The sequence below is a fragment of the Pseudarthrobacter ribosi genome, from assembly GCF_055412865.1.
On record NZ_JBVAYZ010000009.1, the window covers coordinates 17,704 to 41,815 of the forward strand.

The window sequence follows — 24,112 nt, forward strand, 5'->3', positions numbered from 1 at the left end:
CCTCCGTTGTGCTACATCTGTTTGCTACATGTGGACGTGCAGGCGCCGGGCCGCTTCGGAGATGGACCCGCTCAGCGAGGGGTACACGGTGAAGGTGCTCGCGACGTCGTCGACGTGCAGCTTCTGGGTCACCGCGAGGGAGATCGCGAAGATCAACTCGGACGCATTCGGTCCCACCACCACACCGCCGATCACGGTGCCGGAGCCCTTCCGGGCGAAGATCTTGATGAAGCCGTCCTTGTGGTTGCGCATCTTGGCCCGGGCGTTGCTGCGCAGCGAGAGCTTCACGACGTCGGCCTGGTACTTGCCGGATTCGATCTCGGCCTCGGAGACGCCCACGTTCGCGATCTCGGGCGAGGTGAAGATGTTGGACGCGACCTGGTGCAGCTTGAGCGGCGTCACGCTGTCGCCCAGGAAGTGCGCGATCGCGATCCGGCCCTGCATGGCGGCCACGGACGCAAGGGCCAGCACGCCGGTGCAGTCGCCCGCGGCGTAGATGTTCGGCGCGGTGGTGCGGGAGACGCCGTCGACCTTGATGTGACCGCTCTCGGTGAGCGCCACGCCGGCTTCCTCGAGGCCGATCCCGGCGGTGTTCGGGATGGAGCCGACGGCGACCAGGCAGTGGCTGCCGGTGACTTTGGAGCCGTCGCCGAGGGTGACGATGACGCCGTCCTCGGTGCGTTCCACGGTCTCGGCACGGGCGCGGGACAGCACCTTGACGCCGCGGCGTTCGAAGACGCCCTCGAGGACCTCGGCGGCGTCGGCGTCCGAGCCGGGCAGCACGCGGTCGCGGCTGGAAATCAGGGTGACCTTGGAACCCAGGCCGTTGTAGGCGGAGGCGAACTCGGCACCGGTCACACCGGAGCCGACGACGATCAGGTCCTCGGGGAGTTCGTCCATATTGTAGATCTGCGCCCAGTTCAGGATCCGGACGCCGTCCGGGCGGGCGGTGGGCAGCTCGCGCGGGTGGGCACCGACGGCCAGCAGGACCGCGTCCGCCTCGATGATTTCCGTGCCGTCGGCGGTGATGACCTCAATGGTGTGGCTGTCCAGCATTTTGCCGGAGCCGAGCATGATCCGGACTTCCTGGTTCTCGAGGCCCTTCTGGATGTCCGTGGACTGCTGCCGGGCCAGCCGCAGCAGGCGGTCGTTGATGTGCTTGAGGTCCGCGCGCATCGTCGGGGTGCAGTCGCCGCCGTCGAGGTCGAACTTGACCCCGAGCTCGCCGGCCTCGCCGACGCGGGTCATCAGGTCCGCCGTCGCGATCAGGGTCTTGGACGGCACGACGTCGGTCAGCACCGCGGAGCCGCCGAGCCCCGCCCGTTCGATGATGGTGACCTTCGCGCCCAGGGAGGCGGCGACCATGGCAGCTTCGTAGCCGCCGGGCCCTCCGCCCAGGATTGCGATGCGGGGTGAGCTGAAATCGGGATGCGTAGTCACAATCAGCCATTGTCCACCATCCGAACCGGCACCACCAAGAATCAGGTCCCGCATCACACCCGGGAATACGGTCCCGCATCACACACCAGGCAGAATGCAGGACCGTATACAGGACCGGGTGCTGGGCAGCGCGCCGCCGGCAGGATAACTTGTACCGGTGAGTACAACAGAATTCCTGAACACGGACCCCTTCGACGCCGCCCGCGCCGCCGCCGACTACATCGCCGAAGAGACGGGGATCGACGCGCACGACGTCGCCCTGGTGCTCGGCTCGGGCTGGGGCGACGCCGCCGAACTGATCGGCGAGACCACCGCCACGCTCTCCGCGGACGAGGTCCCCGGATTTTCCTCCCCGTCGGTGGTGGGCCACGTGGGCACCATCCGCTCCGTGCTGACCAGGGAGGGCAAGCGCGCCCTGGTTCTGGGCGCCCGCACCCACTACTACGAGGGCAAAGGCGTCCGCGCCGTCGTGCACGGAGTCCGCACCGCTGCCGCGGCCGGCTGCAAGACTCTCGTCCTGACCAACGGGTGCGGCGGCCTCAACGAGGACTGGACGCCCGGGACCCCCGTGCTGATCAGCGACCACATCAACCTCACCGCGACCTCACCGCTGGAAGGCGCCACCTTCGTGGACCTCACCGACCTGTACTCCGCACGGATCCGCGGCCTGGCCCGCGAAGTCGATCCCAGCCTGGACGAAGGCATCTACGCCCAGTTCACCGGCCCGCACTACGAAACCCCGGCCGAGGTGCAGTACGCCAAGCGGATCGGCGCGAATCTGGTGGGCATGTCCACCGCGCTGGAGGCCATCGCCGGCCGCCATGCGGGCATGGAGGTCTTCGGCATTTCGCTCGTGACCAACCTCGCCGCCGGCATCAGCCCGGTGCCGCTGAGCCACGAGGAAGTCCTCGAGGCCGGCCACGCCGCGGGCCCGCGCATCTCCAAACTGCTGGCGGAGATCATCGCGAAACTCTGAGGCCCTAGGCCCCCGTGGCCAGGTAGCGCAGCGCTTTTGCCTTGTCCTGCGGGAAGCGCCGTTCCATCGAGTCCGCGATCCCGGCGATCGTCTGCCGCGCCAGGGCCTGCCGCCAGGCGAGTTCGGCCTGGCGCATGGTCTGGGAGATCAGGCAGGTCCGGACGTAGTTAGGCTCCGAGTCGGCGTCCGGGACGTTGGCCAGGATGCCCTCGCAGCGGAACACCGGATCGGGGCCTTCCAGGGCCAGGACGATATCCAGGACGGTGACGTTCTCGGGCCTGCGCGCCAGGTGGAAACCGCCGCGCGGGCCGGAGACGGAGCCGAGGATCCCGGCGCGGACCAGCGCCTGGAGTTGTTTGTTCAGATAGGCGCCGGGGAGCTTGTAATACTCTGCCAGCCGGGCGCTGTTGACCGCCTCGCCGGCCGGGGTCCAGGCCAAGTTGACGCAACTGTGTATGGCCCATTCCACGCCACGGCCCATCTTCATATTCCAGACGCTACGTGTCCGGAAAATTGGCTGTCAAGGGCTGGGGAACGGGACTGCTGAAATTTGATCTGTGTGGCGGACTCTCGCTTGTCGGGGAGGCATCCGCGGCGAATGACGCTAGTTTGGTTCCTATGACGTCTTCTGATGCCGATCTCACGCGCCTGCTGGGCGACGCCCGAACCTGGGCCGCCCAGGACCCGGATCCCGCCACCGCCGCCACCCTGACCGAACTGGTCCGGCTCGCCGACGAAGGCGCCGCGGCGGCCCGCCAGGAGCTCGCCGACAGCTTCAGCGGCACCCTGCAGTTCGGCACAGCAGGCCTGCGGGCAGCCCTGGGCCCGGGCCCGAACCGGATGAACCGCGTCGTGGTGCGCCGCGCCGCCGCGGGATTCACCGCTTTCCTGACCGGCGCCGTCGCCCGCGCCTCCCCCGGCACCCGGCCGCGCGCCGTCGTCGGCTACGACGCCCGGCACAACTCGGACATCTTCGCGGAAGAGACCGCGGCGGTCCTCACGGCCGCCGGGGTCGAGACCTTCCTGATGCCGGCCCCGCTGCCCACCCCGCTGCTCGCCTATGCGGTGCGGGCCTTGGAGTGCGACGGCGGTGTGATGGTCACCGCCAGCCACAACCCGCCGCAGGACAACGGCTACAAGGTGTACCTGGGCCGCCACGCCGTCGAGGAGAGCGGACGCGGCGCGCAGATCGTGGCGCCCTACGACGCGCTGATCGCGGCGGAAATCGAGGCCGTCGGCGAGCTCTCCGGCGTCGCCCTGGCCGCCGGGGGCTGGACCGTGCTGGATCCGTCCGTCGCCGCCGACTACGAGGCCGCCGTCGCCGCCCTGGCCAAGCCGGAGCGGTTCCCGGCCCGCGACCTCAAGATCGTCCTGACTCCGATGCACGGCGTGGGCGGCGAAACCGCAGTAGGGGTGCTGAACGCGGCCGGTTTCACCAACGTCACCCTGGTGAGCGAGCAGGCGGAGCCGGATCCCGACTTCCCCACCGTGAACTTCCCCAACCCCGAAGAGCCCGGCGCCCTGGACCTGGCCCTCGACACCGCGGCCCGGGGGGACGCGGACATCGTGATCGCCAACGACCCGGACGCGGACCGCGCCGCGGTCGCCGCGAAGGATCCGGACACGGGCGCCTGGCGGATGCTGCGCGGCGACGAGGTCGGCGCCCTGCTTGGCGCGCACATCGTGGCGCGGCTGGCCGCCGGCAGGGGCAGCGGCGGCGGAGAAACCCCTGCAGGAGTGTTCGCGAATTCGATTGTGTCCTCGCGGCTGCTCGCACGGATCGCCGCCGCGGCGGGCTACGCGCATGAGGAAACCCTCACCGGTTTCAAGTGGATTGCCCGTGTTCCCGGGCTGCTGTACGGCTACGAGGAGGCGCTGGGTTACTGCGTCGCGCCCTCCCTGGTCCGGGACAAGGACGGGATATCCGCGGCGGTGCTGATCGCGGAATTCGCCGCGGCGGCGAAGGCCGACGGCAAGTCCATCTTCGATACGCTCGACGAGCTGTACCTGGTGCACGGGCTGCATGCGAGCGACCAGCTCAGCATCCGGGTCGCGGACCTGGGCCTGCTGGACGCCATGATGAACCGGCTGCGTGTCAGCCCGCCGGCATCGTTTGGCGGCTCCGCCGTCGAAACCGTCACTGACCTCGCCGAGGGCAGCGCACAGCTGCCGCCCACCGACGGCCTGCTGTATCTGACGAAGGATCTCAGCCGCATCATCATCCGCCCCAGCGGGACCGAACCCAAGCTCAAGTGCTACCTGGAGGTCATCCGCAACGTCGGCTCTGCCGCCGAACTGCCGGAGGCACGGCACGAGGCACGCGTCGCGCTCGACGCCGTCCTGGCGGACGTCCGCGAGGCGCTGGGGCTGTAACGCCGGGGGTCAGCCGCTAAAGCTCGACCTCAATGTACCCGCCCACAATCCGGGTACCGAAGGTCGGGAGCCGCAGTTCCGGCGTGCCCAGGCATTCCCCTGTGCGGAGGTCGTAGACCTCCTTGTGCAGCGGCGAGGCGACGGTCGGGCGTGCCCCGCGGGAGCCGGTAATGCCCCGGGCCATCACGTACGCGCCGGTGGCCGGATCCTCCTGGCCGACGGCGTAAACCTCACCGGCCACGGTGCGGAACAACGCCACCTGGCGCCCCGCGATGAGTGCGGCCTCGCCCCAGGCCGGTTCCAGGTCCTCCACGGCGCACACCCGGTGCCAGCCGGTCCCATAGCTGGGGTGTTGGACAAAGCTTTGTGCTGCGCTCTCAAGTACGGCAGTCATTTCGGCCCCTCTCTGATACATCTCTCCCGGGCTCAGCCGCTCCTGCGGCCACATACCAAAGCTAGGTCGCGGGTGTTTCGGCTGAATGCAGTGAATGTGTCCGGCGGGTAAAAGAGACCTCACCCAGTCGGAAACGTGTCCGTGATGCAGAAGTTAAGATCACGAAACATAAGGGAAACTGAAGCGAAACTGCGGTTGCCTAGTCTGGATGGACACCTCGATTGAGAAGGCCGCAATGCGTTTACCGCGGCCCATGCGAAAGGCCCACCGTGACCGGACAGACTTCAAGCCCCCAGATCCAGGGCGCAGAGCGCGCCACAGCACCGCGCCGCGTCGTGGTGGCCGGCGGCGGCCCTGCCGCCCACCGTTTCGCCGACGCCATGCACGCCCGGGGCCTGGACGGCTGGAACGTCACCGTCCTCACCGAGGAAGCCCACCTCCCCTATGACCGCGTTGCGCTGAGCAAGGCCCTCACCGACGCCGACGTCGACCTCACCCTGGGCAGCGCCGCGATGTGGGACCACGAGGCGCTGACCCTGCAGACCGGCGAGCGCGTGACCGGCATCGACACTGCGGGCAAGACCGTGACCACCGCGGCCGGCACCGTGTACCCGTATGACGAACTGGTCGTCGCGACCGGCTCCGACGCCGCCCGCCTGCCGATCCCGGGATCCGAGCTCACCCACGTCTACCGCACGCTCGAAGATGTCTGGGCCATCAACAAGGCAATCGCCGGCCTGACGGAGAAGCTGGGCCGCAAGGTCACCGCGGTCACTATCGGCGGCGGCCTGCTGGGCCTGGAATCAGCGGCCGGCACCGAGCAGCTCGGCGCCACCCCGATCGTCATCAATGGCTCCCCCTGGCTCATGAACACCCAGCTGGACCAGGGCGCCGGGCAGGCTCTGGGCCGCCTGATCGAAGCCAAGGGCTTCACCGTCCACGGCGGCGTGTTCCCCTCCGAGGTCCTGTCCGACGACGACGGCCAGGTCACCGGCGTGCTGATGGCCGACGGCCGCATCATCGACGCCGACCTCGTGATCGTCGCGATCGGCGTCAAACCCCGCGACGAGCTGTTCCGCAACGGCCCGGCGACGGCCGGCACGGCGGCTGAAGGCACAGAGGGCGAGGGTGCCGCGCCGCTGTTCGACCTCGGCCCGCGCGGCGGCGTCGTCATCTCCGACGGCTGCGAAACGCAGGTCCCGGGCATCTGGGCGATCGGCGAGGTCGCCAACTTCGGCGGCATGTGCCTGGGCCTGGTGGCTCCGGCCAACACCATGGCGGAGATCGTCGCGGACCGGCTGCACGGCGGGGACGCGACCTTCCCGGGCTTCGACACCGCCACCAAGCTCAAGCTCTCCGGCGTCGACGTCGCCAGCTTCGGCGACGCCTTCGCCCGGACCGAGCACGCGCTGGAAATCGTCTACGCCGACCCGGCCCGCGGTGTCTACCAGAAGATCGTCACCACGGACGATGCCAAGACCCTGCTGGGCGGCATTTTCGTCGGGGACGCCACCCCGTACACGTCTCTGCGGCCCATGCTGGGCCGCGAACTGGCCGCCGAACCCGGCGCCTACCTCACCGCGGCCGGCGGCGGCGACGCCCCGGAAACGGAACTCCCGGACGACGCCATCCTGTGTTCCTGCAACAACGTGTCCGCCGGCACCATCCGCGACACCGTCAACGGCTGCGGGGCCTGCGACGGCAACGCCCCCGTCCAGGAGCTCGGCGAGCTGAAGGGCTGCACCCGCGCCGGGACCAGCTGCGGGTCCTGTGTGCCGATGCTCAAGAAGCTGCTCGAAACCGAACTGACCAAGTCCGGCGTCGAGGTCTCCAAGGCCCTCTGCGAGCACATCGAGCTGTCCCGCCAGGAACTGTTCGAGACCATCCGGGTCCTGGAGCTGACCTCCTTCGAGGAGGTCATGGTCAAGTACGGGACCGGTGACGGCTGCGATATCTGCAAGCCGACCATCGCCAACATCCTGGCCAGCCAGAACAGCGCCTACGTCCTGGACGCGGGCCGCGGCACCCTGCAGGACACCAACGACCGCGCCCTGGCCAACATGCAGAAGGACGGCACCTACTCCGTGGTGCCGCGCATCGCCGGCGGCGAGATCACCCCGAAGAAGCTCGGCGTCATCGCCGCCGTGGCCGAGAAGTACAACCTCTATACCAAGATCACCGGCGGCCAGCGGATCGACATGTTCGGCGCCCGGCTGGAGCAGCTCCCGGAAATCTGGAGGGAACTGGTCGACGCCGGGTTCGAGTCCGGCCAGGCCTACGGCAAGAGCCTGCGCACGGTGAAGTCCTGCGTCGGTTCCACCTGGTGCCGCTTCGGGGTCCAGGACTCGGTGGCCATGGCCATCGCGCTGGAACTGCGCTACCGCGGCCTGCGCAGCCCGCACAAGCTCAAAATGGGTGTCTCGGGCTGCGCCCGGGAATGCGCCGAAGCCCGCGGCAAGGACGTCGGCGTCATCGCCACCGCGGACGGCTGGAACCTTTACGTCGGCGGCAACGGCGGCGCCACCCCGGCGCACGCCCAGCTGCTGGCCAAGGACCTCGACGACGAAACCCTGCTGAAGTACATCGACCGCTACTTCATGTACTACATCCGCACCGCCGACCGCCTGCAGCGCACGGCGCGGTGGCAGGAGGAGCTCGCCGGCGGCATCAAGCACGTCGAGGACGTGGTGGTCCATGACACCCTGGGCATCGCCGAGGACCTCGAGGCCGCCATGGCCCGGCACGTGGACACCTATGTGGACGAGTGGGCCGACACGCTGAAGGATCCCGAGCGCCTGCGCCGCTTCCGCTCCTTCGTCAACGCCCCGGACCAGAAGGACGATTCCATCACCTTCGTCCCCGACGAGCGCGGCCAGATGCGCCCCGCCACGGCGGAGGAGAAAGCGCTGGCCGCCCAGCAGCCAGTCGTGATCGCCTCCAGCATCCCGGTCCGGCCCTCCGACACCGGCGCCCCTGCACAGGAAAGTAAGGTCTAATCATGCAGCTCAGCATCGATCTCAGCGGACGCGAAGTCCTTGTCACCGGCTCGGACACCGCCGCACGCCAGGCCGTCCGCCGCTACCGGGCGGCCGGCGCCGTCGTCTCCCGGCTGAGCAGCCCGGGTGGTGCCCGCCATGACGGCCCGCTGCCGGAACGTCCGTTCCTGGTCGCCGCGGTCGACGACGGCCAGCCCGGCTGGGAATCGCTGCTGGACCGCTGCCGCGAAACCGGCATCCCGGTCGCGGTGGAGCCGGCCTCTGGCCCCGCCGGCCACGTCACCCTGGTCGGCGGCGGCCCGGGAACCACCGAGCTGCTGACCGTCGCCGCGGTCAAGGCCCTGCGGGACGCCGACGTCGTCTTCTACGACCGGCTGGCCCCGTACCAGGAACTGCCCGCGCTGAGCACGGCCGAGCTGGTGGATGTGGGCAAGCGCCCCGGCCACCACCCGGTCAGCCAGTCCGGCATCGAGGACCTCATGGTGGAGGCCGCGCTGGCCGGGAAGAACGTGGTGCGGCTCAAGGGCGGAGACCCGTACGTGTTCGGCCGCGGCGGCGAGGAAGTCGCCTCCTGCGTGAAGGCCGGTGTGCCCGTCCGGGTGATCTCCGGGGTGACGAGCGCCATTTCGGTCCCAGCCGCGGCCGGGATCCCGGTCACGCACCGCGAGGTCAGCCACATGTTCACCGTGGTCTCGGGCCACGCCCCGCTGACCGAGAAGGAGCACATGCACCTCGCCGGGCTCGGCGGGACCATCGTGGTGCTGATGGGCATCGGGACCCTGCACCAGCTCGCCGCCGGGCTGCGCCGGGCGGGGATGCGCGCGGACATGCCGATGGCCGTCGTCGAGCGCGGCTACCGCCCCGGACAGCGGACCACCATCGCCGAGCTGGGCACCATCACGGCGGCGGCTGCGGAGTGCAGCAACCCCGCCGTGCTGGTGATCGGCGACGTCGTCCGGGTGGCCGAGGCCAACCGCGGCTGCGCGGAAGCCGAAGCCGACCTGGACCGCCTCGCCGCGTCCCTGTTGGGAGCGTGAAGAACGTGAGCGCGCTCAACGCCATCGCCCCGGCCGGCCCGCCCGGCTCCGGCCCCCGCCCGGTGCCGGCAGCCATCTCGGAGGCAGCCCCGGGGGCTGTCGCCGAGACCGTGGAGCTGCCGCTGGAGGGCTTCCGGATCGGTGTGACCTCGCACCGCCGTTCCCAGGACCTGATCGAGGCCCTGGAACGGCGCGGCGCCGAGGTGCTGCATGCGCCGGCCCTGAAGATCGCCCCGGTGCAGGAGGACGTGAACCTGATCGAGGACACGCGGGCCATCATCGCCGCACGCCCCGAGCTGTGCATCGCCACCACCGCCTACGGCATGCGGCGCTGGTGCGAGGCCGCCGACACCTTCGGGATCGGCGAGCAGCTGCTGGAGACCCTCGGCGCCACCCGGATGTTCGTCCGCGGGCCCAAGGCCCGCGGCGCCGTCCGCGCGGCCGGGCTGGCCGACGTCGGGATCAGCAGCGACGAAACCACCGCCACGCTGGTGGACATGCTCCTTGCCGAGGGGGTCCGCGGCAAGACCGTCGCGGTGCAGCTGCACGGCTACACCGATGTCCGCCAGCTCGAACGCCTCCGGATGTCCGGTGCCACGGTCCTGACCGTCACCCCGTACCGCTGGGTCAAGCCCGACGGCGCGGACCGGCTGCCGCGGCTGATCGAGGCCGCGTGCAGCGGCAACCTGGACGTGCTGACCTTCACCAGCGCCCCCGCAGTGGACGCCATGTGGAGCACCGCGCACGAGATGGGCTTGTACAAGCAGCTCGTGGAGAGCCTGAAGACCACCGTGGCGACCGCCGTCGTCGGACCGGTCACGGCGCAGCCGCTTATCGACGCCGGGCTGCAGCCGCTGGTCCCGGACCGGTTCCGGATGGGCGCACTGATCCGGCTCGTCGTGGAGCACCTGGCCCTCAACCATGTCCGCCGCCTGGATACCGTCTCGGGCAGCGTGGAGCTCCGCGGCCGCTCGCTGCGGATCGACGGTGCGGCCGTGGAGCTGGCTCCCGCCCCGCTGCTGCTGCTGCGGGCGCTCTTGGGTGCCGGCGGTGCGGTGCTGTCCCGTGAGTCGCTGTCCGAACTGCTGGAACTCCGGGGTTCGGTTCATGCCCTGGACATGACGGTGAGCCGGCTGCGTTCCGCCCTGCCGGACGGCCGCCTTGTGGAAACCGTGGTGAAGCGCGGCTACCGGATCCGGGTGTGACCCACGGCATTACTGGCCGGTAAACATTGGCGAACGGGCGGCGAAAATCCCGCAACACCGGGGAAACACGCCGGAAAGATCACCCGCCTACGCTGGGTTCATCAAGCAGTCAGGCCACACCACGGGCCACCAGCGAAAGGGCCTCACCATGTCCGCCACCCCCACTGTTTCCGCCGATTCCCAGACCCGGCCCCGGATCGTCATCGCCGGGGCCGGCCCCGCCGCGCAGGCCCTCGTCCGCCAGCTCACCCGGACCCCGTTCGCCGGCGGGATCACGGTGCTCAGCAACCGGGATGACGCTCCCGAGGAGTTGCTCGAACTCGCCGCCCTCCCGCAGGTTTCCGTCCGGTTCGGCCAGCCGGCAAGCTACATCGACCCGGACAGCCGCTACGTCACCACGTCGGACGGCCTGGAGTTCAACTACGACCAGCTGGTCATCGCGACCGGGTCCTCCCCCGCCGGCGCGCCGCTGGCCGGGGAAGGCCGGTGCCTGAACTACTCCACGATCGACGACGCCGCCCGGCTGGGTGAGGCCGTCAAGGATGTCACCCGGGTCCTGGGCCGGCGGCCGCTGGGCATCCTGGTCGGCACCGGAACGGCCGCGGGCCAGGCCGAGGCCGTGCTGCGCGCCCGCGGCGTCAGCCCGATCCGCACCACGCAGCGGCCCGCCTCCGTCGTTCCCTCCCTCGCCGGTTCGACGCTCGCCGCCGCCGGGATTGTGTTCGAGGACGGCTCCAGCATGGCCGGGGACCTCGTGGTCCTGGCCGAGGAGCCGATCGCCCGCGACGCCCTCGCGGTCAGCGCCGGCCTGAAGACAGCGCGCCAGGGCGGGTTTGTCATCGGCCGTGACTTCCGCACGTCCGTCCCGGGGATCTGGGCTATCGGGGATGCCGCCGTGTTCGACGGCGTCCGGCTGGGACTGCTCGTGGCGGCCTCCTCCGCCGCCTCGGTCTGCGCCTCGCAGCTGCTCCGGGCCGGGCTGGCCGAGCCCTTCGCCGACGCTGCCTGAACCGCCGCCTGGCCCCGGCGCAGACGCCCTCCGGCGCGCGGCCCGTTGTGGCAAGATGGACACCTGAGAAGCCACGAAGGGACCCCATGAGCAACGAAGCCGCCGCGTCTGCCGGAAGCACCACCCCCGCTAACATCGCCTCCTACATTGACCACACCCTGCTCAAGCCGGAGGCAAGCGAGGCCGAGATCCTCAAGGTCTGTGCCGAGGCCGCCGAGTACCGGTTCAAGTCCGTGTGCGTCAACCCGGTGTGGGTCAAGACGGTCAAGAAGGCGCTGAAGGGCTCCGGCGTGCTGACGTGTTCGGTCGTGGGCTTCCCGCTGGGCGCCACGCCGAGCGACGTCAAGGCCTTCGAGGCCCGCGGCGCGGTGCTGGACGGTGCCGAAGAAGTGGACATGGTGATCAACATTGCCGCGGCCCGGGCCAACGACAAGGGCGCCCTGGTTGATGACATCACGGCCGTCGCCGAGGCCGTGCACGACGGCGGCGCCATCCTGAAGGTCATCATCGAAACGGCGCTGCTGGACGACGCCCAGAAGGTGCTGGCCTGCGAGGCGGCCGTCGCGGCAGGCGCCGACTTCGTGAAGACGTCCACCGGCTTCAACGGCGGCGGAGCCACGGCCGAGGACGTCGCGCTGATGCGCCGCACCGTGGGCCCGGACCTCGGTGTCAAGGCCTCGGGCGGGGTGCGTTCGCTCGCCGACGCTCAGGCTATGATTGCTGCAGGTGCAACACGTATTGGCGCCAGCTCCGGCATCGCGATCGTCAAGGGTGAACAGGGTTCGTCCGCGTACTGATCCGTTCCGGCAGCCGCCACAGTTTTGAGCCCCACGGGGCCGAGGAGGAACGAATGTCCAGCAAGACCACCACTGCCACGACGCCGCAGAACGAGAACAGCCTCGGCTCCACCATCATCCTGTTCGTCCTGATGATGGCCCTCTTCGCCGGGTCCCTGTACTCGCTGAGCTTCCTGACGCTCAGCAACCCGTGGCCGATGGCCGTCTGCCTCATCCTGTTCGCCCTGGCATTCTGGATTCCGCAGACCGTCACCGGCCGTTCGGATTCCGCGGGCGAATTCTAAACACCACGTTCTTAACGCACTGAAGCTCCGGAGCTTCAGTGCGTTAAGAAGGGGATGCTATGCGGACGCGAGCACCCCGAGGAGGTTCTGGACCAGCCCGCTCCCCACGGCGACGGCGTCCGGCCAGTGCACCTCGGCCAGGGCAAGGACCGCCCCGAACATGCCGATCGTGGCGTAGGCACTGACCGGGATCAGCACGAACCATTCCCGCCGCGAGCCGGCACGGCCCAGCAGGGGGATGGAGAACGCCCCGTTGGACCTCCAGACGTTCCGCAGCAGCGGCAGTTTCCGCAGGAACTTCGGCGGCTTGATCACGATGGGCCAGAGCAGCGGCACTCCCCCGGTGGTGATCATGTCCCCGACAATGTGGACCAGCACCCCGGTCAGCATCGAGACCGGCAGCCAGGTCCACTGGTGCGGCGCGAACCAGGTCACCAACCCGGCCATGGTGAGGGCGAAGACCCAATTGCTGATCCAGCCGTACTTCGGGAAGAGTTTGAGCGCCTTGGCGGCGATGTTGATCATAAACATGCACAGCAGCCCGGCGCCCACCGACAGCAGCCCCCAGTCGGTCTGCAGCTGGAACTGCCCGGCCAGCGCCGCGAGCAGCACAAAGAACGCCGCCCCGAGCAGGGAATGCGTGCCCTGCCGGTGCCCGCCGGAGACGTTCTCGATGCCGACGGCGATCACGTTCGACAGCGGCGGCAGCGAGTGCGCCACCGTGCTGGAGCGGTGGTCCCAGTCGCAGACCAGGGCCGTTCCCGCCGTCGCCATCCCGCCGATCACAATCCCGGTCGCGTCCAGCGGATACCAGCCCAGCGCGTAGGGCCCCGTCGAGGCAATAGCCACCCACGCCGCGGCCCCCGACGCGGCGTGGTGTCCACCCATCATTCTCTTACTTCACCGCCAGCGGGGCGTCGGAGAAGATGTTGCGGATGACACCGTTGGCCCACTCGAGGATCTCGGCGTCCTGCAGGTCGCGGCCGCCGATCCGGGCGGTCTTGGGCTTGGGGATCAGCACCGCGTCCAGGGCCGGCTTGGACTGCGCACCGGGGTACATCCGGGTGAGCCGCATGAGCTTGGACTCCGGCAGCTGCGCCGGGGAGAACTTGATGAAGTTTCCCTGCAGGGCAACGTCGCTGAGCCCGGCTTCGCGGGCACCCACCCGGAAGCGGGCGACGTCGATCAGGTTCTTCGCGGGCAGCGGCAGCTCCCCGTAGCGGTCCACGAGCTCCGCGAGCACCTCGTCGATCGCCTCGTAGGTGATGGCGCTGGCGAGCTTGCGGTACGCCTCCAGGCGCAGCCGTTCGCCCGGCACGTAGTCGTGCGGCAGGTGCGCGTTGACCGGCAGTTCGATCTTCATCTCCGCGGCCTTCTCCTCGGCCTCGCCCCGGAAATCTGCCACGGCCTCGCCGACCAGGCGGATGTACAGGTCGAAACCCACCCCCTGGATGTGCCCGGACTGCTCCCCGCCGAGCAGGTTGCCGGCGCCGCGGATCTCGAGGTCCTTCATGGCCAGCTGCATGCCGGCACCAAGCTCGTTGTGGGTGGCGACAGCCTTGAGCCGTTCCAGCGCCACCTCGCCCAGCGGCTTCTCGGACGGGTACAGGAAGTAGGCGTAGGCGCGTTCGCGGCCACGCCCCACCCGCCCGCGCAGCTGGTGCAGCTGGGAGAGGCCGTACTTCTCCGCCCCGTCCACGATCAGGGTGTTGGCGTTGGAGATGTCCAGGCCGGTCTCGATGATGGTGGTGCAGACCAGCACGTCGAAGCGTTTCTCCCAGAAGTCCACGATGATCTGCTCGAGCCGGCTTTCGGACATCTGTCCGTGCGCCACCTCCACCCGGGCCTCCGGGACGAGTTCACGGATCTTCGCCGCGGTGCGGTCGATCGTGGAGACCCGGTTGTGCACGAAGAACACCTGGCCCTCGCGCATGAGTTCGCGCCGGATCGCCGCCGAGGTCTGCTTGTCCGTGTACGGGCCCACGTAGGTCAGCACCGGGTGGCGTTCCTCCGGCGGGGTGGCCAGGGTGGAGGTCTCGCGGATGCCGGTGAGGGACATTTCCAGGGTCCGGGGAATCGGGGTGGCGCTCATCGCCAGGACGTCCACGTTGGTGCGCATCTTCTTCAGCGCTTCCTTGTGCTCGACGCCGAAGCGCTGCTCCTCGTCCACGATCACGAGGCCGAGGTCCTTGAACGCGAAGTCCTTGGACAGCAGCCGGTGGGTGCCGATCACGACGTCCACGGAACCGGCCTTGACCCCTTCGGCGGTCTCCTTGGCCTCCTTGCCGCCCTGGAAACGGGACAGCGGCTTGACCACGAGCGGGAACCCGGAGAACCGTTCGGTGAAGGTCTCGTAGTGCTGTTGGGCGAGCAGCGTGGTGGGCACCAGCACGGCGACCTGCTTGCCGTCCTGGACGGCTTTGAACGCGGCGCGGACCGCGATCTCGGTCTTGCCGTAGCCGACGTCGCCGGAGATCAGCCGGTCCATCGGGATCTCCCGCTCCATGTCCGCCTTGACCTCGTTGATGGTGGTCAGCTGGTCCGGGGTCTCCACATACGGGAAGGCTTCCTCGAGTTCGCGCTGCCACGGGGTGTCGGGGCCGAAGGCGTAGCCGCGGGAGGCCATCCGGGCCGAGTAGAGCCGGATCAGCTCGCCGGCGATTTCCTTGACGGCCTTGCGGGCCCGGGACTTGGTGCTGGCCCAGTCCGCGCCGCCCATCTTGCTCAGCGCCGGGGTGTCCCCGCCGACATAGCGGGTGACCTGGTCCAGCTGGTCGGTGGGCACAAACAGCCGGTCGCCCGGGGCGCCGCGCTTGGACGGCGCGTATTCCAGGACGAGGTATTCGCGCACCCCGTCCCCGCCCCCGGCCACACGGCGCTGGATCAGTTCCACGAACCGGCCGATGCCGTGCTGTTCGTGCACCACGGAGTCCCCGGTCACGAGCTGCAGCGGGTCCACGGCGTTCCGCCGCTTCGACGGCATCCGGCGCATGTCCTTGGTGGAGCCGGCGGAGGTCCGCCCCAGCAGGTCCGCCTCGGTCAGCAGCGCGAGCTTGAGCGGCTCCAGGACGAAACCGCGTCCGACGGCGGCCGTCGTCACCTCGATCAGCCCGGCCTGCGGGTCATCGTCGAGGGAATCGACCCGGGCGCAGGGGATGTCGTTGTCGTGGAAGAGTTCGGCGAGCCGCTGGGCCGGGCCGGGACCTTCGGTGACGACGACGATCCGCCACTGCTCCCGGACGTGGGAGCCGATGAAGTCCATCATCTCGGCGACGTCGCCCTGGTAGCCGCGGGGTTCCCGGGCGTGCAGGTTCAGGACGTCGACGTCGGGCAGCAGTTCCTCGTCGGTGGCCAGCGAGGTGATGGACCACCAGGACACCTCGTGTTCGAGGGCCGCGGAGCGGGTGTCCGTGAGGGAGCGGAAGCTGGCCGAGTGCAGGGCCGCCGACGCCGCGGAGCTCAGGTCAAGGGGCGCGGTCCCGCCGTCGGACGCCGTCGACCAGGCCGCCTCAAGGAATTCCTCGTTGGTGGCCGCGAGGTCGTGGGCGCGGGTCCGGACCTTTTCCGGTTCGATTACCACGGCCATCGAACCGGCCGGGAACTGGTCCAGGAACGGCACCATGGCGTCCACCAGCACCGGCGCCAGGGACTCCATGCCTTCTACGGCGATGCCGCCCGCGATCTTCTCCAGCATGTCCGCGGCGGCCGGCAGCTGGGATTTCAGCGTCGCGGCCCGGGACATAACGGAGGGCGTGATCAGGATTTCGCGGCACGGCGGGGCGTGCAGTTCGGTGGGGTGGTGCACGCCGGGCGCGGACAGCGAGCGCTGGTCCGCGACGGCGAACCAGCGCATCTGGTCCACCTCGTCGCCGAAGAACTCCACCCGGATGGGGTGGTCCTCGGTGGGCGGGAAGACATCCAGCATGCCGCCGCGGACGGCGAACTCGCCGCGCCGGGTCACCATGTCCACCCGGGCGTAGGCGGCGTCGGCGAGGCTCCGGACGACATCACTGAACGGGGCGTCCTGGCCCACCTTCAGGGTGACCGGGACCAGATCGCCGAGTCCCGCCACGATCGGCTGCACAACGGCGCGCACCGGGGCCACGATTACGCGTAGCGCCCCGCTCGCGGAGGTTTCGGGGTGCGCGAGCCGGCGCAGCACCGACAGTCGCCGGCCCACGGTGTCCGAGCGCGGGGAGAGCCGTTCGTGCGGGAGTGTTTCCCAGCTGGGGAACTCGGCGACGGCGCCGGCCGGCAGGAAGGCGCGCAGCGCCTCGGTGAGGTCCTCGGCTTCACGGCCGGTCGCGGTGATGGCCAGGACGACCGGAGCGAGGCTGTTGTCGTCCGCCGTCGAAGCGTTGTCCGCTGTGTTGTCCGCTAACGCAGCCAGCCCATCGGCCATTTCCGCGAGCAGCGCCGAGCGGAGCCCGGCGGGGGCGCTGATCTGGTAGTCCTCGCTGCGGGCGGCGAATCCGCGGGCGGCTTCGGCCCGGACGCGGGCGTAGTTCCGGTCTTCGGCGAGGACACGGCGCAGACCGGTGAGAGAGGGGCCGTTGAGGCTCATGGCTGAAGCTCCTGAAGGGATCACGGGGATGCAGGCAACACGAATAGCCGAAATTCGTGAGAATCCCGGGTACGTCCAGCCTACCGCGCAGTCCGGCTCGATCCGGCTGATGCGCGTGCCCGGCGGCAACGAGGAAGGTCCCCCGCTTCCCGGACGGGATGCGGAGGACCTTCCTTTGTGAAGCTGACGGTTACAGGATCGCCGTCATGGGGCTCCAGCCTGCGCCGAGGTCGATGCGGGTTTTCCAGTCACCTGCACCGTCGTTCGGGTAGAGCCAGAGCCGGCCCGCAAGGTCGCGGGCGATGACGTCGGGCCGGCCGTCGCTGTCCATGTCACCGGGGGCGGTGATGGAGTTCAGGGTGTTCCAGCCCGACCCGAGGCTTTCCCGGGTGGACCATTCGTCCTGCCCGTTGCCCGGGTAGAGCCACAGTTCGCCGCTGCTGTCGCGGGCCACCAGGTCCACCTTGTTGTCGCCGTTGAAGTCCCCGGGGGCGACGATGGAGGTCATGCTGTTCCAGCCGCCGCCCAGGTCAACGCGCTGGTGCCAGTCGCCTTCTCCGTTGTTCGGGTACAGCCACAGTTCACCGCTGCTGTCCCGGGCGATCAGGTCCGGCTTGTCGTCGCCGTTGAAGTCCCCCGGCGCGACGATGGAGGTCATGACGTTCCAGCCGCCACCGAGATTCTGCCGCGGTTCCCAGTCGCCGGTCCCGGTGCCCCGGTAGAGCCAGAGCACACCGCTGGTGTCCCGGGCGATGACGTCGGCTTTGGTGTCGCCGTTGAAGTCGCCGGCGCTGACGATCGAGGTCATCACGTTCCAGCCGCCGCCGAGGTCGATCCGGGTGGCCCAGTCACCCGTCCCGGTGCCCGGGTACAACCACAGCCGACCCGAGGCGTCCCGGGAGATCACGTCCGTGTTGCCGTCACCGTTGAAGTCATTCAACCTCATCGACGATGCCGGAACTGCCGGTGTCACTTCGTTCGAGGCCGCGGACCGCGGGCTGGTACCTCCGGCGTTGGCTGCCTCAACCTGGAAGTTGTAGGCGGTGCCGTTGGCCAGGCCGACCACCACAAGGCTCGTCTCCGTGGCGGCGATGCCTTCGATCGTGTCGACGACGGTATTGCCGTTGCGGACCAGGACGTTGAGCGTGTCAGCACCGTCAGGTGCTGCGAACCTCACGGTTGCGGTCGTGTTGCCGCCAACGGCGGTCGGAGCGGCGGGGGCAGCCGGTGCCTCGACAACGTCCGGGACCACGTTGATGGTCTGATCGGAGAACCGCAGCCTTTCAACGTTGGTGATCCGGTCGGTGCCGTCTTCTGCCCGGCCGCCGACATGTGTCACCGTGGTGACGCCGTCGACGGTGCTGATGTCGTACTCGTCCATGGCCCCGGAGAACGCTGCCGTGTCGATGTCAGCCTCGCCCGGCGTGGAGAGGATCTCCCGGACGATTTTCACATTTCCTGGATCGATGGTGCCGGCCATGATGCCGGCCTGTAGTTCGGTCAGGTTCGTGGCGGTCCGGGTTTCCTCGCCCCGGCCGTTGACAACGCTGAGCCGGACGTTGAGCCACTTGTCGCCGTCGATGATGTCATCGGCGCCGTTGCCCCAGATCTCGTCGCTGCCGGAGCCGCCGATGATGATGTTGCCGGCACCGAAGGTGGTGGCACCGTCCGGCAGCAGGGCCGAGAGGCCGCTGATCCGTGCGATGCCTGCCGCGTCGAGCTCGTTGGTCAGCCCTTCGACGTTGACTTCGGTGTTGGGTACTGACGGCACCTCATCGTCGCCACGGAGCACGTCGTCCTTGTCCCAGCCGGAGAGGGCCTCGACCAGGAGGAAGCGGTCCTTGAGGGCGTTCGGCCCGTCGACGATGATCTGGCGCATGTCGGAATCGGCCGGTTCGATCGAGCGGGCGTGTGTGACCCAGTCGAAGCCGAAGACACCGTGGTTGCGTTCGACGCCCGGGCCCGCGACCATCACGTCGTCGCCGCCTTCGGCGTCGTAGTCATCTTCGCCCGAGTCGCCGATAAGGACGTCATGGCCCGGAGCGTTGATGTCGTCGAAGAACGGTGCGCCGCTGTCGCCCTGGAGCAGGTCGTTGGAGTTTCCGCCTTCCTGCCAGTCATCGCCGCCGCCGCCGAACACGGCGTCCGGACCGTCGCCGGAGAGGACCAGGTCGTTGCCTTCACCCGCGAACGTTTCGTTGCCGTTGAGGCCGCCGTTGGAGAAGTCGTCGCCCTCACCGGACATGATGATGTCCAGGCCCGGTCCGGCGTCGATCGCGTCGTTGCCGGGTCCGCCCTTGATGACGTCGTCACCGTGTGAATCCGTGACGCGGTCGCGTCCGTCGCCGCCGAGGACAACGTCGGCGCCATCATTGCCTTCGATGATGTCGTCGCCGTTGTTGCCCCAGATGGTGTCGTTGTCGATGCCGCCCCAGATCCTGTCGACTGCAAGGTCGGGGTTCGCGTTGTCCAGTCCGTTGAACGTGGACTGGGCATTGAGCCCGGGACGGTCGACAGAGTTGCTGACGCGGTACCGGATGGTGCCGTCCGCCATTCTCATGAGGAGTGCGGCTTCGTCGCAGGACGAGGCCGGATCATCGGCAACAGAGTTGCCGGTGGTGGCGACGATGTTCTTCATTTCGAACTCGCAGTCCGCGACGCCGAACACGTCAGCCTTGAGGGCTGCGGCATCGGTGTTGCGCATGATGAGCTCGGAGAAGGAGTTGCCTTCCAGCTGGGTCCGCAGGTTCAGGCCCGACGTGCGGGAGAGGTAGTAGAGGCGGTCCCCATCCTGCAGGTCCGTCATCTGACGTTCGAAGATGTAGTTGAACGTGGAGCCGAGCAGGCCGCCGAAGAGGTTCTGGTACTCGGCGAGTCCGCCGACCCACAGGTCGACGTCGCCCAGGCCGGTGGCCCCGTTCGCCCAGGCGCCCGTGCTGTTGACGAACTCGAAGGAGTCCGTCGGAGTCAGCGTATCCGCTGTGTCCATGTCGAACAGCCGCTGGGCAGCTGCCCGCTTGTCAACGATCGACGTCGCGGCCGTGATGGTCGGGTGCGTGCCATAGGCAGCCATGAAGTTCACCACGGAATCCGGGTGCTTGAGGTTCTGGCCGAAATCCACCCAGCTGGTATACGGCTTCAGCGAGGACTCGCCGGTGCTGTTGTACAGCTGGGAGCGGAAGTTGTTCAGCGACGGGATACCGGTATCCCGGCCGCGGGCCAGGTTCAGCGAGGCCAGGTCCAGGGGCAGGCCCAGGACGTTGTTCCGCAGCGTGTCGGTGACGAACTCGTCGAGTTCGGCACCCACCTGGTCCGTCATGCCCATGGCGATGGCGCCGGCGGCCTGCTTCGGGTTCAGGGTGCCCGCCGTGCTGGAGTAGTAGGCCGTGGGATTGAGGAAGGCATCGAGCAGCGGCATGCCGATGTCGGTGCCGTTGTTGGTCTTCCGGTCAATCGTCTCGGTCAGCATCGAGTGCCCGAACCGGTAGGTGGCGTGGGCGAATTCCGCCTTGATCGCGGGATCGATGCCGGTGTCCGACTGGGTGAAGGGGTTGAAGCCGTTGATACCGGGCTGGATCTTGCGGGCGAAGTCCTCGAAGACGATGTGCTGGTATTCCATCTCCGTGACGTACCGTGCGGCCTGGAACAGGCGCTCACCGTTCCACTGGCCGTTCGGGAGTTTCCACTCGTTCAGGTCAATGTTCTGCGTGGTGACGAGGTCCTGCATGTAGTCGACCAGCCGGTTGTGCTCCGAGTGGAACACCTGGTGGATGGCGGTCAGGCCGATGTTCTCGTTGACCCGTCCGTCGCCGGCGACGAAGTGCGCCGCGAGCTGTTCGTCGTCGTAGAACCCCGGCGCGACCGGCACACTGACCGGATCGGCAGTTTCGCCCGCGTCGGCGTTCAGCGGAAGCCCGGTCTGGGAATTGAACGGCGCCGCGTTATGCGCGATGTCGTCGAGGAAGGCGATGCCGATGCGCTTGACGTTGGCCGGCGGCGCGACCGGGTCGGCCAGGTTGCCTTCCACCCGGCCGGTCGCGGTCTCGTACTGCGGGAGTCCGTTGGGCCCGCGGAGGAACCGGCCGTACTGGTCGGTCGCGATCTGGGGGATGTCGGCGACGTCATAGTCCGACAGTTCCAGGCCGAGAAGGTCCCGGGCCTGCTCCTTGACGTGCGCCCACGTGGCCATGCCGCCCGGTTCGCCCTCAATCAGCTCGCCGTTGGCGACCGGATCGCCGTTCTCGTTCAGCGCGTATTCGCGCAGGAACACCTGGTGGGACGGGTGGGACGCGTAGGTCTGGCTCTGGTCCACCCAGGGCGAATCGGTGTTCGTGGCGTCCTGGATGTCGTCCGCGGTGCCGAGGTCGCCGTCGGGGCCGGCCTGGTTTTCCGCCCGGCTGAGCAGCATGAAGTTCGTGCGCCCGCCCGGAACGTACAGCGGATCGTCCGCGGCGAGCGGCATCATGACGTAGTTCTTGGTCTTCTTGGTGAAATCCACGCCGTGGTCGAAGAACTGTCCGAACAAGGCGAACATCCCGTTGTAAGGTGGCGAGAGCCCGAAGTCGGTAGTGACATTCGGGATGTCCAGGGTCGCACCCTCGGGCACGCAGTTTTCCGGCAGCCCCGCGCCGTCGCAGGGCACGGCGGTCGGGCTGTCATTGACCGTCCGGTGCGCCTGCCCCGCGGCGGCCACGGCCGCCGGGTTGCCGGCGGTCTGGTCCACGATCACGTTGCTGACGAAGCGCGGGTTGCTGTCTGTGACGTTCTCATTCACGGACTGGTAGCCCGGTCCGGTGGCCGGCGTGCGCCATTCAGGATCCGAGAGGCGCGGGAACACCCGGCTCGCCGAACCGAAATCGTTCTGTCCTTCCACCAGGTTGTTTTCCGTGCCGTCCACCGTGCGGAGACCGTAAGGCAGCAGCGGGTTTGCGATCTGGTTGGGGCCTTGGCCCATGAGCGGCTGGCCCGGAACATCGTTGCCCTGGGCGTCCTCCTTGGTGGCGTGGTTTTCGGCGATCTTGATCTGCTTCAGAATGAACCGCATGTCGCCGGAATTGAGCGTGAATCCCTGACCGGTCGGCGCCGCGGAAACCGCTGGCGCCAGCACGGACGGGACGACCCCGGCACTGAGCAGGAGAGCGAGCGCACCGGCCGCGACTTTGCGCGTGGCGCCTGGTGACGTCCTTGGAGCCAGGGTGCCACCGTCCCTCCCCCGGATCTTGCGATGTTTCGCCATAGTTCGTTCCTCCATCGAGTCGCACCGGCTTCCCCCTCAACGTGGTCGCTCGGTTCACTGGATGGCGTCAGTCTGCTCATGGGGCCTTGGGAAATTCTGGGGACTGCTGGGTCGGATGGTGCAGGAGGTGCAGGAGGGAGCGGTGGGCCGCGGAACCCTGCCCGGCTCAGGCGGCCGCCGGACTAGGCTGGCAGGATACAGGGCCGTCCGAACGGCCTGGCGCTCCGAATGCCTCATAGACGACAAGGAGTCACCATGACCGGCACCCCCGAATCCGCACAGACCACTCCCGCCCCGACCAGCAGTCCGAAGACGGTACTCGTCACCGGCGCCACCGGTTACATCGGCGGCAGGCTGGTCCCCCGGCTGCTCGAAGCCGGGCACACCGTGAAGGTCCTGGTCCGGACGCCGGCCAAGATCGCCGGCGTTCCGTGGCTGGCCGACGTCGAGGTCGTCCAGACCAGCCTCGACGACGGCGATGCCCTGCGCGCGGCCCTCGACGGCGTCGACGTGCTCTACTACCTGGTCCATTCCATGGCGGCCGGATCGGGCTTCGAATCCAAGGAAAAGGCGATGGCCGAGACCGCGGCGCGGGCCGCAGCCGACGCCGGCGTGGACAGGATCGTCTACCTCGGCGGCCTGCACCCCGCCGACGCCGAGCTCTCCACCCACATGCGGTCCCGCGAAACCGTGGGCAAAGTCTTCCTCGACAGTCCCGTCGACGCCATCGTTTTTCAGGCAGGCGTGGTGATCGGTTCCGGTTCGGCGTCGTTCGAGATGATCCGGCACCTGTCCGAGACACTGCCCCTGATGCCCGCCCCCAGCTGGGTGCGCAACAAGATCGAGGCCATCGCCGTGCGCGATGTCCTGCACTATCTCGTCGGGGCCGCGGAGCTTGACGGCCCGATCAACCGTACGTTCGACATCGGCTGCCGCCAGGTCCTCAGCTACGCGGGCATGATGCAGGAATACGCCGCGGAGGCCGGGCTCCCGCACCGCGTGGTCCTGGCGCTGCCCATTCCCGCGCCCAAGCTGGCGGGCGTATGGGTCGCGTTGACCACGCCGATTCCGCTCTCGATGTCCCTGCCGCTCGTGGAGTCCCTCCAGCACGACGCCGTCTCCCGGGAACACGACATCGACGCGTACATCCCCCCACCGGAAGGCGGACTCACCCCTTACCGCCGCGCGGTGGCCCTCGCCCTGGGCAAGGAGCGCGACGGCCAGGTGCAGACCACGTGGGCCAATGCCGGCGCCGACGCCGACCCGCTTCCCTCCGACCCCGACTGGGCCGGGCACCTGGTCTACCTGGATGAGCGCAGCTACTCCAGCGACGTCAATCCCAAGCACGTGTGGACCATCATCGAAGGGATCGGTGGGCAGAACGGCTGGTACTCCATGCCCCTGGCCTGGCGTGTCCGCGGCCTGCTGGACAAGGTCACCGGCGGGGCCGGGCTCCTGCGCGGCCGGCGGCACCCGCACCAGCTGGCCGAAGGCGAGGTGGTGGACTGGTGGCGGGCGGAACGGATCGAACGCGGCCGGCTGCTGCGGCTGCGCGCCGAAATGCGGGCCCCGGGCCGGGCCTGGCTGGAGCTCTCGGTGGAGCCGGAGGGAACCGGCAGCCGGTACCGCCAGCGGGCAATCTTCTTCCCGAAGGGTCTCAGCGGGCGCCTCTACTGGCTGGCGGTGCTGCCGTTCCACAGCCTGATCTTCCCTGCCATGTCGCGGAATATCACGGCCGCCGCGAAGGCTCTCCAGGACGAGAAATCGGAGCCGGCCGGGCATACCGCGTAGGATGTTTGGA

Annotated in this window: 15 protein-coding genes; 9 read left to right on the top strand and 6 right to left on the bottom strand. The window is 68.7% G+C overall.

Annotated elements, in window-relative coordinates:
- Positions 1–24 precede the first annotated feature (24 nt).
- A complete protein-coding gene (locus ACZYZ5_RS11315; RefSeq protein ID WP_463901821.1) occupies positions 25–1,440 on the bottom strand; it encodes an NAD(P)H-quinone dehydrogenase in 1,416 nt (471 codons plus the stop codon).
- Positions 1,441–1,597: 157 nt separating this feature from the next.
- On the opposite strand from ACZYZ5_RS11315, the gene ACZYZ5_RS11320 reads away from it, so the two are divergent.
- Positions 1,598–2,416, top strand: a complete 819-nt coding sequence (locus ACZYZ5_RS11320) for a purine-nucleoside phosphorylase (RefSeq protein ID WP_463901822.1) — start codon at positions 1,598–1,600, stop codon at positions 2,414–2,416.
- Positions 2,417–2,420: 4 nt separating this feature from the next.
- Here the strand turns inward: ACZYZ5_RS11320 and ACZYZ5_RS11325 are convergent, their stop codons facing one another.
- Positions 2,421–2,903: an RrF2 family transcriptional regulator gene (locus tag ACZYZ5_RS11325; protein ID WP_463901823.1), complete on the bottom strand. Its 483-nt coding sequence runs from the start codon at positions 2,901–2,903 to the stop codon at positions 2,421–2,423.
- A gap of 131 nt (positions 2,904–3,034) precedes the next feature.
- Here ACZYZ5_RS11325 and ACZYZ5_RS11330 point away from each other — a divergent pair, with 131 nt between their 5' ends.
- Complete coding sequence (locus ACZYZ5_RS11330) at positions 3,035–4,789, top strand: phospho-sugar mutase (protein WP_463901824.1); 1,755 nt, start codon at positions 3,035–3,037, stop codon at positions 4,787–4,789.
- 16 nt (positions 4,790–4,805) lie between these two features.
- On the opposite strand, the gene nirD is transcribed toward ACZYZ5_RS11330, so the two are convergent.
- Positions 4,806–5,183, bottom strand: coding sequence for a nitrite reductase small subunit NirD (nirD, locus tag ACZYZ5_RS11335; RefSeq protein ID WP_463901825.1), 378 nt, complete (start codon positions 5,181–5,183; stop codon positions 4,806–4,808).
- 269 nt (positions 5,184–5,452) lie between these two features.
- On the opposite strand from nirD, the gene nirB reads away from it, so the two are divergent.
- From nirB to ACZYZ5_RS11365, 6 genes are all read left to right on the top strand, one after another.
- The gene (nirB, locus tag ACZYZ5_RS11340; protein ID WP_463901826.1) at positions 5,453–8,179 is read left to right on the top strand and encodes a nitrite reductase large subunit NirB; all 2,727 of its coding nucleotides are present in this window, start codon (positions 5,453–5,455) and stop codon (positions 8,177–8,179) included.
- A 2-nt stretch (positions 8,180–8,181) separates the two neighbouring features.
- Complete coding sequence (gene cobA, locus ACZYZ5_RS11345) at positions 8,182–9,216, top strand: uroporphyrinogen-III C-methyltransferase (RefSeq protein ID WP_463901827.1); 1,035 nt, start codon at positions 8,182–8,184, stop codon at positions 9,214–9,216.
- A gap of 62 nt (positions 9,217–9,278) precedes the next feature.
- Complete coding sequence (locus ACZYZ5_RS11350; RefSeq protein ID WP_463901907.1) at positions 9,279–10,421, top strand: uroporphyrinogen-III synthase; 1,143 nt, start codon at positions 9,279–9,281, stop codon at positions 10,419–10,421.
- 148 nt (positions 10,422–10,569) lie between these two features.
- On the top strand, positions 10,570–11,430 hold the full coding sequence (locus ACZYZ5_RS11355; RefSeq protein ID WP_463901828.1) for an FAD-dependent oxidoreductase: 861 nt from the start codon (positions 10,570–10,572) through the stop codon (positions 11,428–11,430).
- 86 nt (positions 11,431–11,516) lie between these two features.
- On the top strand, positions 11,517–12,227 hold the full coding sequence (deoC, locus tag ACZYZ5_RS11360) for a deoxyribose-phosphate aldolase (protein WP_463901829.1): 711 nt from the start codon (positions 11,517–11,519) through the stop codon (positions 12,225–12,227).
- A 53-nt stretch (positions 12,228–12,280) separates the two neighbouring features.
- On the top strand, positions 12,281–12,511 hold the full coding sequence (locus ACZYZ5_RS11365) for a hypothetical protein (RefSeq protein ID WP_463901830.1): 231 nt from the start codon (positions 12,281–12,283) through the stop codon (positions 12,509–12,511).
- 57 nt (positions 12,512–12,568) lie between these two features.
- On the opposite strand, the gene ACZYZ5_RS11370 is transcribed toward ACZYZ5_RS11365, so the two are convergent.
- The 3 genes from ACZYZ5_RS11370 to ACZYZ5_RS11380 all read right to left on the bottom strand — a co-directional run bounded on the left by ACZYZ5_RS11370 (position 12,569) and on the right by ACZYZ5_RS11380 (position 22,311).
- Positions 12,569–13,402, bottom strand: coding sequence for a metal-dependent hydrolase (locus ACZYZ5_RS11370; protein ID WP_463901831.1), 834 nt, complete (start codon positions 13,400–13,402; stop codon positions 12,569–12,571).
- A 4-nt stretch (positions 13,403–13,406) separates the two neighbouring features.
- The gene (mfd, locus tag ACZYZ5_RS11375) at positions 13,407–17,075 is read right to left on the bottom strand and encodes a transcription-repair coupling factor (protein ID WP_463901832.1); all 3,669 of its coding nucleotides are present in this window, start codon (positions 17,073–17,075) and stop codon (positions 13,407–13,409) included.
- 190 nt (positions 17,076–17,265) lie between these two features.
- Positions 17,266–22,311: a peroxidase family protein gene (locus tag ACZYZ5_RS11380; RefSeq protein WP_463901833.1), complete on the bottom strand. Its 5,046-nt coding sequence runs from the start codon at positions 22,309–22,311 to the stop codon at positions 17,266–17,268.
- 255 nt (positions 22,312–22,566) lie between these two features.
- On the opposite strand from ACZYZ5_RS11380, the gene ACZYZ5_RS11385 reads away from it, so the two are divergent.
- Positions 22,567–24,102: an SDR family oxidoreductase gene (locus ACZYZ5_RS11385; RefSeq protein ID WP_463901834.1), complete on the top strand. Its 1,536-nt coding sequence runs from the start codon at positions 22,567–22,569 to the stop codon at positions 24,100–24,102.
- Positions 24,103–24,112 lie beyond the last annotated feature (10 nt).

What these genes read in the sequence shown, in the direction of transcription:
- ACZYZ5_RS11325 (WP_463901823.1), bottom strand. Translation starts at nt 2,903, where the DNA reads ATGAAGATGGGCCGTGGCGTGGAATGGGCCATACACAGTTGCGTCAAC.
- ACZYZ5_RS11330 (WP_463901824.1), top strand. Translation starts at nt 3,035, where the DNA reads ATGACGTCTTCTGATGCCGATCTCACGCGCCTGCTGGGCGACGCCCGA.
- nirD (WP_463901825.1), bottom strand. Translation starts at nt 5,183, where the DNA reads ATGACTGCCGTACTTGAGAGCGCAGCACAAAGCTTTGTCCAACACCCC.
- cobA (WP_463901827.1), top strand. Translation starts at nt 8,182, where the DNA reads ATGCAGCTCAGCATCGATCTCAGCGGACGCGAAGTCCTTGTCACCGGC.
- ACZYZ5_RS11355 (WP_463901828.1), top strand. Translation starts at nt 10,570, where the DNA reads ATGTCCGCCACCCCCACTGTTTCCGCCGATTCCCAGACCCGGCCCCGG.
- deoC (WP_463901829.1), top strand. Translation starts at nt 11,517, where the DNA reads ATGAGCAACGAAGCCGCCGCGTCTGCCGGAAGCACCACCCCCGCTAAC.
- ACZYZ5_RS11365 (WP_463901830.1), top strand. Translation starts at nt 12,281, where the DNA reads ATGTCCAGCAAGACCACCACTGCCACGACGCCGCAGAACGAGAACAGC.
- ACZYZ5_RS11370 (WP_463901831.1), bottom strand. Translation starts at nt 13,402, where the DNA reads ATGATGGGTGGACACCACGCCGCGTCGGGGGCCGCGGCGTGGGTGGCT.
- mfd (WP_463901832.1), bottom strand. Translation starts at nt 17,075, where the DNA reads ATGAGCCTCAACGGCCCCTCTCTCACCGGTCTGCGCCGTGTCCTCGCC.
- ACZYZ5_RS11380 (WP_463901833.1), bottom strand. Translation starts at nt 22,311, where the DNA reads ATGGCGAAACATCGCAAGATCCGGGGGAGGGACGGTGGCACCCTGGCT.
- ACZYZ5_RS11385 (WP_463901834.1), top strand. Translation starts at nt 22,567, where the DNA reads ATGACCGGCACCCCCGAATCCGCACAGACCACTCCCGCCCCGACCAGC.